At 68.8% G+C, this 12,895-nt stretch carries 10 protein-coding genes; 6 read left to right on the forward strand and 4 right to left on the reverse strand.

From position 1 onward, the window contains the following. Window positions 1-23: 23 nt before the first annotated feature. The gene (locus FDA38_RS23830; RefSeq protein ID WP_137256286.1) at window positions 24-1,175 is read left to right on the forward strand and encodes a M48 family metalloprotease; all 1,152 of its coding nucleotides are present in this window, start codon (window positions 24-26) and stop codon (window positions 1,173-1,175) included. Then, complete coding sequence (locus FDA38_RS43445; protein WP_170989846.1) at window positions 1,172-6,292, forward strand: AAA domain-containing protein; 5,121 nt, start codon at window positions 1,172-1,174, stop codon at window positions 6,290-6,292. The genes FDA38_RS23830 and FDA38_RS43445 overlap by 4 nt, the downstream gene beginning before the upstream one ends. On the opposite strand, the gene FDA38_RS23840 is transcribed toward FDA38_RS43445, so the two are convergent. The 4 genes from FDA38_RS23840 to FDA38_RS23855 all read right to left on the reverse strand — a co-directional run bounded on the left by FDA38_RS23840 (window position 6,289) and on the right by FDA38_RS23855 (window position 9,577). Beyond that, window positions 6,289-7,494, reverse strand: a complete 1,206-nt coding sequence (locus tag FDA38_RS23840; protein WP_137256288.1) for a glycosyltransferase — start codon at window positions 7,492-7,494, stop codon at window positions 6,289-6,291. The genes FDA38_RS43445 and FDA38_RS23840 overlap by 4 nt on opposite strands. A 90-nt stretch (window positions 7,495-7,584) precedes the next feature. Beyond that, complete coding sequence (locus FDA38_RS23845) at window positions 7,585-8,211, reverse strand: hypothetical protein (RefSeq protein WP_137256289.1); 627 nt, start codon at window positions 8,209-8,211, stop codon at window positions 7,585-7,587. A 112-nt stretch (window positions 8,212-8,323) separates the two neighbouring features. Continuing rightward, on the reverse strand, window positions 8,324-8,695 hold the full coding sequence (locus FDA38_RS23850; RefSeq protein ID WP_137256290.1) for an FKBP-type peptidyl-prolyl cis-trans isomerase: 372 nt from the start codon (window positions 8,693-8,695) through the stop codon (window positions 8,324-8,326). Between the two features lie 21 nt (window positions 8,696-8,716). Then, window positions 8,717-9,577: an alpha/beta fold hydrolase gene (locus FDA38_RS23855; RefSeq protein ID WP_137256291.1), complete on the reverse strand. Its 861-nt coding sequence runs from the start codon at window positions 9,575-9,577 to the stop codon at window positions 8,717-8,719. A gap of 94 nt (window positions 9,578-9,671) precedes the next feature. On the opposite strand from FDA38_RS23855, the gene FDA38_RS23860 reads away from it, so the two are divergent. From FDA38_RS23860 to FDA38_RS23875, 4 genes are all read left to right on the forward strand, one after another. After that, window positions 9,672-10,379 (forward strand): hypothetical protein, encoded by a 708-nt coding sequence (locus FDA38_RS23860; RefSeq protein WP_137256292.1) that lies wholly within the window; start codon window positions 9,672-9,674, stop codon window positions 10,377-10,379. Window positions 10,380-10,427: 48 nt separating this feature from the next. Further along, window positions 10,428-11,705, forward strand: a complete 1,278-nt coding sequence (purD, locus tag FDA38_RS23865; protein WP_137256293.1) for a phosphoribosylamine--glycine ligase — start codon at window positions 10,428-10,430, stop codon at window positions 11,703-11,705. Window positions 11,706-11,785: 80 nt separating this feature from the next. Beyond that, window positions 11,786-12,274, forward strand: coding sequence for a SigE family RNA polymerase sigma factor (locus FDA38_RS23870; RefSeq protein WP_130442519.1), 489 nt, complete (start codon window positions 11,786-11,788; stop codon window positions 12,272-12,274). Next, on the forward strand, window positions 12,267-12,881 hold the full coding sequence (locus tag FDA38_RS23875) for a hypothetical protein (RefSeq protein ID WP_137256294.1): 615 nt from the start codon (window positions 12,267-12,269) through the stop codon (window positions 12,879-12,881). Before FDA38_RS23870 ends, FDA38_RS23875 begins: the two co-directional genes overlap by 8 nt. Window positions 12,882-12,895: the final 14 nt, after the last annotated feature.

Genomic DNA, 12,895 nt, shown 5'->3' on the forward strand with positions numbered 1-12,895 from the left:
TGGGGCTGGCTAGGGTGACCCACATGTTGTCCGTCCTTGGGTATCACCGGGCTGTCCTGGCGGTTGTTCGCCGGGTGGATGAGCGCGCCTGGACGGCGTTGCACGGTGAGCCGGAGGGCGATCTCGGCGACGTGCTGTTGCGGAATGCGTACCGGCTGGAGGAGGACGCGCATCCCGTCGTACACCGGGCGGGGCGACGCGCGGCCGAGGCGCTCGGGGTGGCGGCGGAGGTCGTGTACTTCCAGGTGAGTGGTGAGCCCAACGCGGCGTACATCCACCAGGCGAAGCCGGTCATCCTCTTCCAGGGGCCGTTGCTCGATCGGCTGGATGAGGACGAGTTGACCGCGGTGATCGGGCACGAGCTCGCGCATCGGCTGTTGTGGGAGGCCGAGGACGGTGGGTACCTCGCGGTTGACAGGCTGCTCGACGCGGCGGCCGGTGACGCGCGGACACCTTCGCAGTACCTCGAGACGCATCGGCGGTGGTCGTTGGCGACCGAGCTGTTCGCGGACCGGGGTGCGCTGACGGCTTGCGGTGAGCTTCAGACGACGATCCGCGCGCTGTTGAAGCTGGAGACGGGCTTGAGTACGGCGGACCCCGCGGCGTACCTGCGGCAGGCGGAGTCGCTGGATCTGCGCTCGGGGAGCCGTGGGACCACGCATCCTGAGGCTGTCGGGCGAGCCTGGGCGTTGAAGAACTGGGTCGACGGCGAGTACGTCGAGGAGCTGGTCACCGGGCCGCTCGACGTGGATGCGCCGGACCTGCTCGATGCTGTGGTGTTGCGTGAGCTGAGTCGGGACTTTGCTGCCGTGATCGCGCAGACCGAGGGACTGCGGACCGATGCGGTTGCCACGGCGGCGGCCGGCTTTGTGGACGTTCCTGGCGAGCCAGGGGGAACTGTGCGGTTCGACGAGCCGTTGACAGTGCGTCCGGTGGATGGGGCGCCGATGCCGCGACCGAGACCGCTGGCGGCGGCGACCACGCGGTACCTGTGTTACCTGCTGCTCGATCTCGCGACCGCCGACCCGGATGTCGGCGATGCCGGACTGATCGCGTCGCTGGCCGTGGCCCGGCGGTCAGGGTTGCCGGGGTACGTCGACGTAGCGGACGACGAGCTGGGATGGAGCGACAAGCAACGGGCGAGGTTTGTGCAGGCTTCGGAGGTGGTCGGATGAGCGCTGAGGATCTCGTTGCGCTGGCCGTCTCCCAGGGCGGGCTGGGCAACGACGCGTTGCTGGCCGCGGTGCTGCCGTTGTTCCACGAGACGGCCGCGGTGCATGAGCGCGGGCTGGTTGCGCCGCTGCGCGGTCTGGATCGGATCGTCGTCGACGAGCAGAACCGGCTCGGCTTCGCGCCCGCGGACGCGGGCCGGCCGTCGCTGGCTGTGCGTGAAGTCGATGCGCGGCAGGGATCGCGACCGACGGCTGTCGAGGTCGTCGCGCACCGGCAGTCCTCGTTGGACCTGGGCGAGAGCGGTGGTCAGGACAAGACGGTCGTCCCCGAGCCGGTGCCGGAGGCGATCACGGCGCCGACGCTGGTGGCCGGCTGGCAGAGCTGGGAGCACGTGGTCGGTCACCACGACCAGCTCACCGACATCTTCAGCCTCGGGCAGTTGCTGCTCGCGCTCGGCTGCGGTCTCGACCTGTCCCGGACCGCGGACGTCGCCACGCTGATCGATGCCCGAGGCAACTTGTACAGGCTCGATCCGGATCTGCATCCGGTGATCGTCTCGGTCGCCGCGCAGATGGTCGAGCCGGATCGGCACCGGCGCGCGCAGGACCTGCACTCGTTGATCGAGCAGCTCGAGAACTACCGCGACCAGCCGCTGGACTTCGACGTCGAGGCGATCGTGCGGGGCGCGGCGGATCGGCGTACGGCGGTGCTCGGAGCGTTGCGGGACAGGTTGTTCGACCTGTCGCGGCGCAATCGGCTGATCAACTTCCGGCCGACCGCGCAGACGTTGAACCTGACCGAGGTGTCGGTGCCGCTGATGCTCGACGTACGGACGATCCGCTCGGAGCAGCTGTTCACCTGGCGGGACGAGCTCGCGGCCGACCTGCTGAAGAAGGCGCAGCCGCTGGGGAAATGGATCCGGTACGACGAGGCGCCGTACGCCGCGAACACCTTGGACAAGCTGATCTCGACGGCTCGTCGGGACCGGGCCGACTACGGGCAGGATCAGCTGCGGCTGGTGCCGGCGTTCCTGCGGTGGCACGACCTGAAGAACGATCGGGATACCCGGATCGCGTCGCCGTTGGTGCTCGCGAAGGTGGAGTTGACGCGGAAGCGCGGGGTGCGGGACTCGTACACGTTGCGGGTGACTGATCCGATCGCGGAGGTCAATCCGACGCTGCGGCATAGCTTGCGGGTCCTGTACGGGATCTCGTTGCCGGAGACGGTCGATCTGTCGTCACCGGGTGCGCTGCGGGAGTTGCACGAGCGGCTGGCGAAGGAGATCCAGGCGACGGAGCCGGGGCTGCAGTTGCATCTGCGGGAGAAGCCGCGGATCGATCTTGTGCGGCAGCGGGCGATGACCCGATTGCGGACGTACAACCGGCGGCGGCGCGGGAATGTGGCGACGGGGTTCGGTGGGAAGCAGTACCCGTATTCGTATCGGCGTACGGACTATCAGCCGTTGGGTGTGCAGATCTATCGGACGCAGATTGCTGAGCAGACGTTGCCGTTGGGGATCGCGCTGGGGGAGGCGCCTCGGCCTGCGCGGGCGCTCGAGACTGACGTGTATTCGTTGGACACCGAGGGTGGGCCGTACTCGTGGGATGTTGATCTGTGCGCGGTTTCGCTGGCGAACTTCAACTATCGGACGTTGGGGTTGGTGCGGGACTACGACGATTTGCTGACGAGTGGGGAGTCGGCGGCGTCGTTCGAGCAGCTGTTCTCGGATCGGCCGCGACCGATCGGGAGTACGCCGCCGGAGCTGGCGCCTGCTGATCGGCATCTCGTCGTACCTGCTGATGGGTCGCAGGTGGCGGCGATCGCTCGGGCTCGGCGGGGTGAGAGTTTTGTGATCCAGGGGCCGCCGGGGACGGGGAAGTCGCAGACGATCACTAACCTGATCGCGGACTTTGTGGCTCGCGGGAAGCGGGTGCTGTTCGTTTGTCAGAAGCGGGCAGCGCTGGATGTGGTGCATGCGCGGTTGGCGAGCCGGCGACTGGATGGGTTGTGTGCGCTGATCCATGACTCGCAGGCGGACAAGAAGGCGTTCGTCCATGGGTTGCGGGAGACGTATGAGAATTGGCTGTCCGCGGAGGACGACTTCGATGCGTTGGTGACGCGCCGGGCCGAGTTGGTCGCTCGCGTCGACCGCCTCCTCTCCACGGTCGAGTCCTTCGAACACCAGCTGACCACGGGCGCCCCACCGCTCCGAACCCTCATCAACCGCCTGGCCGAGCTGCGCGAACACGCGTGGTCTCCCGCCGAGGACGCCGCTGGGCCGGCATCCTCCGTGGGTGCGGTGGTTCCGAGCGTCGCGGAGTGGTGGGCCGCGCGTGACGAGGTGCGCGAGGTCGCCCGCGAGTTGGCCTCGGCGGATCCGTCCACCGGCGGTGTACTCGCCCGCAGCTCACTCGCCTTCATCGCCACCAAACACTGGAACGACATAGACATCACCCTCCCCGCCCGCGCCATCCGCACCCGCTGGGACGCGGTAGCAACTGCGTTGGCAGCGATGGATAAGCCAGCTGCGCCGGCGCCTGCTGCGGAGACGGGCGACCCGGGAGGTGCACACGCGGGAAGCGGGGGGCGTGCCGCGCGGGGTGCACACGTGGGTGGTGCGGACGCGGACGTGCGGGAGGTTCGGGGGCTTGGTTGGCTGGGGCGGGTGGTGGGGCCGTTGGTGGGGGTGGATCGGGTGGAGGCGATTGTGCCTCGGTCTGGTGTTGCTCGGGAGTTGGGGGCTGCTGGGGGTGAGCGGCAGCGGTTGGTGGTGGCTGAGGGGGCGGCTTGGAAGGAGGCTGGTGGGTGGAGTGAGCCGCTGGCGCCGGCGGACGCCCGGGCGGCTCTGAAGGTTGCTCAGGGCAAGGAAGGCGGGGTTCTCTCGTTTCTGAGTGGGGATTGGCGGCGGGTGAAGAACCTGGTCCGCTCCCGCTTCGACGCGACGAACCGTGCCGTGCAACCATCCGTCACCGACACCCTCACGGATCTGGTCGCAGCGCACTCCGCATCGGCCGCCGTCCAACAGCACGTCGAGCAGACGCGGCGTGACTGGGGTGTCGACGACCCGCGTGAGCTGATCGAGCAGCTCGCCGCCGCCCGCAAGGCCGTGCCCGACTGGGAGTTCGTACTGCGTGACGGCGCGCCCGCGCAGCTCTCCCGCCTGGCCGACGCCCTCGACGAAGCCGAAGAACCAACTCAAGACCTGCTCGCCGACCACTGGGACATGTTGACGGTCGACGGCCTCCGCGACCTCGCCGACCGGCTCATCGCCGAGAGCCCCGTCGTACGCGCAGTCGGCCCCAAGCTGCGTGACCTCGCCACCGCCCCGCCCGCCGTGCTCACCGCCCTCCGCCAACTCGACGCCACACCCGACCAGCTCGAGTACGCCGTCTGCGCCGCCGAATGGGAACGCGCCCGCGCCGCCGCACCCCTCCAGCTCTCCTCCGCCCGAGTCGACGCGATCGTCGGCGAACTGAGCATGGCGTACGACGACCTGACCGAGCTCAACGCCCAGGTCGTCACCGCCCAGGTCCGCCGCCGCTTCCTCGCCGAGGTCGCGCACTCCGAGCAGAGCGTCACCGGGATGTCGCCCGAGGACCGTGAACGGAAGAAGACCTTCGCGACCGGCCGGCGCGAGCTGGAACACGAGTTCGGCAAGGTCATGCGGTACCGCTCGATCCGCGACCTCGCCTCCGGCGCACCCGGCGAGGTCGTCTCGGTGCTGCGGCCGGTCTGGCTGATGAGCCCGTCCTCGGTCTCAGAAACGTTGCCGTTGACAACTTCATTCGACGTCGTCGTGTACGACGAGGCCAGCCAGATCCCGGTCGAGGAAGCGATCCCGGCGCTGCACCGCGCGCCGCAGGTGATCGTCGTCGGCGACCAGATGCAGCTGCCGCCGACGCAGTACTTCCGCGTCCGCACACCAGACGAAGAGATAGCCGAGGACGAGACGGCCGAGCAGGTCGGGATCGCGCTCACCGAAGACAGCTTCCTCTCGATCAGCGCACTACGCCTCGCATCGACGATGCTCACGTGGCACTACCGCAGCCGTTCCGAGGCGCTGATCTCGTTCAGCAACTCGGCGTTCTACCAGGGCAAGCTCGCCACCGTCCCCGATCGACTGCCGCCACATGCAGCGCCACCATGGACGGTGCGGTCGGATTCGCCGATGGTGTCCGAGGTCTGCGACAGCATGCTGGCAGGAAGCATCACGGCGGTGCGGCTCGTCGACGGCGTCTACACCCGCCGTACCAACCCCGCCGAGGCGCGCTGGATCGCTGCCTTGGTGCGCGAGACGCTGATCCGGCAGACCGGGAAGAGTCTGGGCATCGTCGCCTTCTCCGAGGCCCAGCAGGGGGAGATCGAGCGGGCGCTGGACGAGCTGGCCGAGGCGGATCCGGAGTTCGCGGCGCTGTACGAGGCGGAGCAGATCCGCACGCACGGCGAACAGGACGCCGGCCTGTTCGTGAAGAACCTGGAGAACGTGCAGGGCGACGAGCGCGACATCATCCTGATGAGCGTCTGCTACGGCACCGGCCCGGACGGCCGGATGCTGATGAACTTCGGCCCGATCAACACCTCCGGCGGCGAGAAACGTCTGAACGTCATCTTCAGCCGTGCCCGAGAACACATGGTGATTGTCAGCAGTATCGAGCCCGAGGCCATCACCAACACCTACAACGACGGCGCCAACACCCTCCGCCGCTTCCTCGCGTACGCGACCGCCGTCTCCCGAGGCGACCACCCCGCGGCGAAGGCCGCCCTCACGCCGTACGCCGTCAAGACGCCGGCGTCAGCGCGACCGAGCGCCGTCATCGAGCAGCTCGCCGCCGCGCTCGAAGCCCGTGGCGTGGAGGTGGACACCGCTGTCGGCGAGTCCGTGTTCCGCTGCGATCTCGCACTCAAGCTCCCCGAGGACGCCGGCCACCGCCTCGCGGTACTCGTGGACACACCTGACCGCGTCGCTTCCGACACACTCCTCGAGCGCCTCACCACACACCCGAGTGCGTTGACCACCACCGGTTGGCGGGTCCATCACGTGCTCACCACGGACTGGACCCGCTCACCGGAGACCGTCATCTCACATCTTCTGGACGCCCTCCACCGGCAGGTCGACTAGCCGCCGATCAGAAGCCGTCCGGCTACCAGAGCTCCGTCGGTCTTGATCTCCCCGCCGACCTTCACCGCCTGCGCCCGCGTTTCCGGGCTCAAGGCGATCTCCAGCGCAGCAGTCAGCGAGTCGACCGTAGGCGTCGCGCGTTCGTGCGCGGCCCCGATCCCGAGCGCGGCAACCCGGGACGCCCAGTACGGCTGATCCGCGATCAGCGGTACGACGACCTGCGGCGTACCGGATCGGGCAGCGGTTGTCGTGGTCCCGGCGCCGCCGTGATGCACGATCGCCGCGACCCTCGGGAACAACGCCTGCTGGTTGACCTCCCCGACCACGAAGCAATCCTTGCCCTCATCGGCAAGATCCAGCTCGGCCCAGCCGCGGCTGAGCAGTACACGGCGACCGTGTGCGCGGCACGCCTCGATGGCCGTCCGGGCGATGTCCTTCGGCGCATGCGCGGCCATGCTCCCGAACCCGACGTACACCGGTGGCTCGCCGGCCTCAAGAAACGCCTCCAGCTCATCAGCCAGCGGACGGTCGTCACGCAGCAGCCATGCGCCCGTCTGTACGACGTCGAGGTCGGTCATGCCCTTCGACGGGCACAGCAGCGGATCCGCGGCGAGCCAGGGGCGCTCGGTGAACACGTAGTCCCGAACGTTCTCCACCGGCGGCAAGCCGATCTCGGCGCGGTGGCTGTTGAGGGAAGGGCCGTACAAGGCGTTCACGCGCTCGGCGTCCTGCTGCCACAACACGCGTCGATCGGTCACCCCTTCCGGCGACGGCGTACCCGGGCGTGCTCCCGGCGAGGAATGCTGCGACGGGATGCCGCCCAGATGGAAGGCCGCGAGCACGTACCGGATGCCGAGCTTGTCGGCGACGTCCCGCGCACCGGCCGGCATCAGACCGGTCGCCACCACCGCCTCGGCGCCCTGCGCCACCCGGCCGAGCGTCTCGAACCGCGCGGCGACCAGCCGCGGTGCCAATACGAACGCCGCGTGCCCCGACGGTGGTTTCGGCGCCGCGACCACCGACTTCACCGACGGCCCCAGCGGCTCCATCGGTACGCCGGCCCGCTCGAGCAGTGCCTCGAAATCATCGTCCGGCGGCGCGCAGACCGTTGCCTCCGCACCGAGCTCTTGTAGCGCTACCGCAAGTCCTGCCAACGGCTCCACATCGCCGCGTGATCCCCACGTTGCCAACACAAAACGCACTGGCCAATCTCCGTTCCCCGAGCTCCGACGAGCTGATCAGCCCACCATTCTGCGAGCCGAACCGGGGCTTGCGGCAAGTCCCCTGTGCCGCTATACGTTGGAAGTAGAGGGTGATTGACGCAGCTGATAGACGATCAGTCCGGCGAGAAGTGCGCCCAGCGTGCCGAGGGCCAGGTCGCCGAGGGTGTCGGTGTAAGCCGTCTGTAGTTCGGGGGAGTTGCGGACGAAGGCGACGTACTCGCCCAGCTCCCACACAACCGCAGCCGTGGCGCCGAAACCGAGGGCCACGAAGGCGGTGAGACCTCGGGACAGGCCGCGCGGTGCGAACGCGAGCAGCACGCCGGCGGTGAGGAAGCCCCACAGGATGAAGTGCATCGCGTCGTCCCACCAGTTGACCGTGTCGAACAGGTTGAGCCGGTTGCCGATCAGGTCGATCAACCACGGCAGCGTCATCAACAGGTCCGCCTGCCACGGGAACGTGCGGTGGAGTTTGCTGCGCGTGCGCCCGTAGGCCCACCACCACAGCGGGAGCACCATCGCGCCGATCGGGTACACGACCAGGCGGGCGGTCGACGCCTTGCCCTTGATCCCGCTGAGATCCGGCCAGATCAGGGCCGAGAGCAACAATGCGAACAGCAGCACCTTCGCGGCCAGGGCGGCGTACCGCAGCCAGTTCGCCCGCGTCGCGCGGACCGTGGTCACAGCCATCGTCGTCATGCCTCCCAGTCAATCGGGCCGCTGGGCGAGGCGGATGAGTACAACTACGCGAAGAACCCCCGCGATCTCCGTCATTGTGACGGAGATGCGGGGGTTCCGGACAGCGCTCGGTTCAGCTGACGCTGACGAGGTCCACGACGAAGATCAGGGTCTCGCCCGGCTTGATCGCGTTGCCGGCGCCACGGTCGCCGTACCCCAGGTGCGGCGGGATGACCAGCTTGCGCCGGCCGCCGACCTTCATGCCCTGGACGCCGGTGTCCCAGCCCTGGATGACCTGGCCGACGCCGAGCTGGAACGCCAGCGGGGCACCGCGGTTGTACGACGCGTCGAACTCCTCGCCGGTGGAGTGGGCCACGCCCACGTAGTGCACATTGACCCGCGAACCGGCCTTCGCCTCGTCGCCGTCGCCAACGGTGATGTCGGTGATCTCGAGATCCGCCGGGGGCGGACCCTCCGGAAAGTCGATCTCTGGCTTCTCAGTCATACCTTCCAGCTAACCAGATCGTCAGTCGAGAATCTGGCGCAGGGTGGTGGCGAACTCCTCCGGCTTGCCCGGCTGGCCGTACTCGTTGCCGAGGAAGCCACCGTGCCCGCTGGGAAACGTGACCGGCTCGAGCCCGAGCCGCTCCGCCGCAGCCTTGCCGCCGCGGGCCGCCATCTGATTGCCCGACTCCTCGCCGACACCGATGACGATCCGCTCCTTCGCCTTGGCCAGCGCGTCGAAGTCCGGCTGGTACGACGTACAGCCGCGAAGGTTCTGCCCGAGCAGCGCGTCGTTGCGGGAGCCGTCGTCCTCGGTCGGTAGGCCGAACATGGCCGGATCCGGCGCCGGCTGCTGCGTGTAGTCGGCGGGGACCTCGCCGTCGTACCCGACGAAGGCGATGAACTTCGCCATGCCGGCGCCCATGCCGTCGCGCTGGTACGTCGCGTACATGTCGGCGACCACGGCCAGGGCGTTCTCACTGTCGGGGAGGATCGCGGCCAGCGGCGGCTCGTGGGCGACCAGAGTGTTGATCAGGTCAGGGCGCTTCGCGGTCAGGGCCAGTGCGTTCACCGCGCCGCCGCTGCTGGCGAAGATGTCGACCGGGCCGGCGTCGAGGTGCTCGATGATCGCGGCGAGATCGGCGGCGTGATCGTCCGGGGACAGCTCGGTGATCTCACCGGTGCGGACGCTCCGCTCGACGCCGCGCGGGTCATACGTGACGACAGTGCGGTCGGCGAACTGCGAGGCCAGGGTCGGGAATCCGCTGGCGCCCATCGGCGAGCCGATCATCAGCAGCACCGGGCGGTTCGCCAGGTCGCCGCGAACGTCGTACGTCAGCGTGGCTCCGGGCACGTCGAGCGTCTGGGTCACAGGCTCTGGCATCACAGCTCCTCTGCGGGGTCGGACTCGTGATCGAGAGCCTAGACCGCTCCGGCTGCACGGAACAGGAACTCAAGGTGCACTATTGTCGCACTCTGTGATCACTCGGCTCGCTGTGTTGGCCGGCCTGGCGGCGGTCCTGACGTCGGCTGTCGCCGTGGCAGCGCCGGCCGAGAACTATGCGCAGTACTCGTTGATGTTCGAGAAGTCGGCCGGGCAGTACTACGCCGGCGGGACGGCCGCCGGCCAATGGGCCTGGACGCCGCTCAGCGCCACCGAGTCCGACATCTCCTGGGGCGATCCCAAGAGTTGGCCGCCGAAGTCCGCCGAGCACTTCATCCACGACGGCGACTGGGTCCTCCTGGACGGCTACAACGACGGCGCCGGCCGCCCACTGACCCAGATCCAACGCGTCACCAGCGAGAAGCTGGGCGACGCCAACTGCAACAACCTGAAGCCGATCCCGTCGGCGGGCGGCCGCCAGCACTATGTCCGATGGACCATCCCCACCACCGGCTACTGCCTCGACGCCACCGGCACCATCAAGCCCCCCAACGGCTCCACCACAGTCAACTTCCGCCACCTACAGAAGTGGCTTCCGCCCCACCCCTGCAGCAACCCTTACTACAAGTCCCAGACCTGCATCACCCAGTACGAACAGTGGTGGGACGACAACCAGCACCCGTACGCCCTTCAACTGACCCGCACAGTCGAACTGGCCCGCCGCCTGGGCATGGCCTTCACCAACCACACCACCGTCCCCCTCACCTGGAACGCCGACGGCCGCTACTACTGGCACTACTGACGCTGCGCGGGTCGGACCAGTCCGGAGTACACGCTAGGCTGATCGCCCGTGAAGGTTTTGGTGATCGGGTCCGGTGGGCGTGAGCATGCACTGGCCTGGGCGTTGACGCAGGACCCCGAGGTCGAGCAGGTGGTGGCGGCTCCGGGGAATCCGGGGATCGCGGCGCTGCGGCCCGCGCACGACGGGCAAACGATCGTTTGCCGGTCGGTGGAGATCGAGGACCACGACGCTGTCCTCGCGCTGGCACAGGAGATCGAGGCGGACCTGGTCGTGGTCGGACCGGAGGCGCCGCTCGTCGCCGGGCTGGCCGACCCGCTGCGGGAGGCCGGGTTCGCGGTGTTCGGTCCGTCCGGGGAAGCCGCACAGATCGAGGGCTCGAAGGCGTTCGCGAAGGACGTGATGGCTGCCGCGAGCGTGCCGACCGGGCGTGCGTACGTGTGCACGACGCCGGAGGAGGCTGCGACCGCGATCGACGCGTTCGGTCCGCCGTACGTCGTGAAGGACGACGGGCTCGCCGCGGGCAAGGGGGTTGTGGTCACCTCGGACCGCGAGGAGGCGCTCGCGCACGCGGCGCAGTGTGGGCAGGTGCTGATCGAGGAGTTCCTGGACGGCCCCGAGGTCTCGCTGTTCGCGATCACCGACGGCACCACGGTGCTGCCGATGCAGCCGGCGCAGGACTTCAAGCGCCTCGCTGACAACGACGAAGGCCCCAACACCGGCGGCATGGGCGCGTACACACCGTTGCCCTGGGCACCGGATGACCTGGTTGCCGAGATCACCGAGAAGGTCCTGCAGCCGACCATCGACGAGCTCCGCCACCGCGGTACGCCGTTCAGCGGTCTGCTGTACGCCGGTCTCGCGCTGACCTCACGTGGTGTCCGCGTGATCGAGTTCAACTGCCGCTTCGGCGACCCGGAGACGCAGGCGCTGCTGCCGATGCTGAAGACCCCGCTCGGCGGTCTCCTGCTCGCAGCCGCCACCGGCAAGCTGGCCGACCAGGGCGACCTGAGCTGGCGCGATGCCGCATCGGTCGCGGTGGTCGTCGCCGCGAAGAAGTACCCGTCCAGCCCGCGCAAGGGCGACCCGATCGCCGGCGTCGAGCAGGCCGAGAGCGACGACGTCCGCGTCTTCCACGCCGGTACGGCGCTCGACGGCGAGGAGCTCGTCACGTCCGGCGGCCGCGTACTGGCGGTCAGTGCGGTCGGCAAGGACCTCGCCGAGGCCCGCCAACGCGCGTACGCCGCCGTCGGCCAGATCCGCATCAAGGGCTCCCAGCACCGCACCGACATCGCCCTCAAGGCCGAACGCGGCGAGATCACGCTCTGACGACTCCTCTCCACCCCCGGCCTGTGAGAAAGTCATACGCTCGAGGGAACCGGATCGATGGGTCGGGGGTGTAGGTGGTTATGGAGACGGAGGGGCTGCGGGAGTTCTACCGCGCGCACCAGCCACGGCTGGTCGGGGTGATCTCGTTGCTCACCGGGTCGCGGGCCGAGGCGGAAGACATCGTCCAGGAGGCGTTCGTCCGGCTGGTGCCCCGGTGGCAGAAGGTCTCGCGGTACGACTCTCCGGAGGCCTGGGTGCGCCTGGTCGCCGTCCGGCTTGCCGCGAACCGGCACCGTGACGGGAACCGGTTCACGCAGCTGTTCCACCGGCTGCCGGCGGAACACGTCCCGGACCCCGCCGACAGGTACGCCGGTGATCTCGAGCAGGCTCTCGCCGGCCTGCCGATGCCGACCCGGCAGGTCGTCGTCCTCCATTACGTCTGTGACCTGAGCGTGGCTCAGGTGGCGGACACGCTCGGGATCGCGGAAGGCACGGTCAAATCGCGCCTGTCCCGCGCCCGGGACGCCCTGTCCGATTCATTGCTGTTGAGGAGTGACGACCATGCCTGATCTGCAAGAGGACCTGCAGGCCCTGGCGGACCGCAAGGCTGCCGATTCCGCCGGTGACTTCGACTCCGTCCTGACCGCGGCCCGTTCCCGCAAGCGCCGCCTGACCGCCGGCCTGACCGTGCTCGGTGCGGCCGTCGTGGTCGGCGCCGTCGCGGTCGTCCCCACGCTCCGGCCGGCGCACGACGCGCCGGTAGCCGACAGCCCGGTCCCGACGAACATGATCGCGCCGCCCGAGGTGTCCGTCCAGCCGAACCCGGCGCCCGTCGAGAAGGCCGGTCCGCTCACGCTGACCTCGGCGAAGGCACTGGTCGCCGGTGGCCAGGTCGTCGCGTCGTTCCCGGACAAGCAGGTCCGGCACGTGACCTTCACGCTCGCGTCGGCGGCCAAGCCGGACGTGCCGCTCTACACGCTGGTGGCCAAGGTGCCCGGCGACGCGTCCACGCCGTACTCGATGAAGGTGAACCCGGGTGAGTCCGGGATCGCGATCCCGCAGTACACCGGCGCCGGGCCGTACACGCTGGCCCTGCCGAAGGGGCTCGCCGCCGGTTCGTACCAGGTGTGCACCCTGTCCGGCGCCAAGCTCTGTGGTCTGGTGACCGTCAAGTAGTAGCCGTCTGGGAG

The organism is Kribbella jiaozuonensis (genome assembly GCF_005233875.1).
GTDB classification, from domain to species: Bacteria; Actinomycetota; Actinomycetes; order Propionibacteriales; family Kribbellaceae; genus Kribbella; species Kribbella jiaozuonensis.

Excerpts from the sequence above, each read along its gene's own strand:
- FDA38_RS23830 (WP_137256286.1), top strand. The coding sequence starts at position 24 with ATGTTGTCCGTCCTTGGGTATCACCGGGCTGTCCTGGCGGTTGTTCGC.
- FDA38_RS23870 (WP_130442519.1), top strand. The coding sequence starts at position 11,786 with ATGGAGACGGAGGGGCTGCGGGAGTTCTACCGCGCGCACCAGCCACGG.
- FDA38_RS23875 (WP_137256294.1), top strand. The coding sequence starts at position 12,267 with ATGCCTGATCTGCAAGAGGACCTGCAGGCCCTGGCGGACCGCAAGGCT.
- FDA38_RS23845 (WP_137256289.1), bottom strand. The coding sequence starts at position 8,211 with ATGACGACGATGGCTGTGACCACGGTCCGCGCGACGCGGGCGAACTGG.
- FDA38_RS43445 (WP_170989846.1), top strand. The coding sequence starts at position 1,172 with ATGAGCGCTGAGGATCTCGTTGCGCTGGCCGTCTCCCAGGGCGGGCTG.
- FDA38_RS23850 (WP_137256290.1), bottom strand. The coding sequence starts at position 8,695 with ATGACTGAGAAGCCAGAGATCGACTTTCCGGAGGGTCCGCCCCCGGCG.
- FDA38_RS23855 (WP_137256291.1), bottom strand. The coding sequence starts at position 9,577 with ATGCCAGAGCCTGTGACCCAGACGCTCGACGTGCCCGGAGCCACGCTG.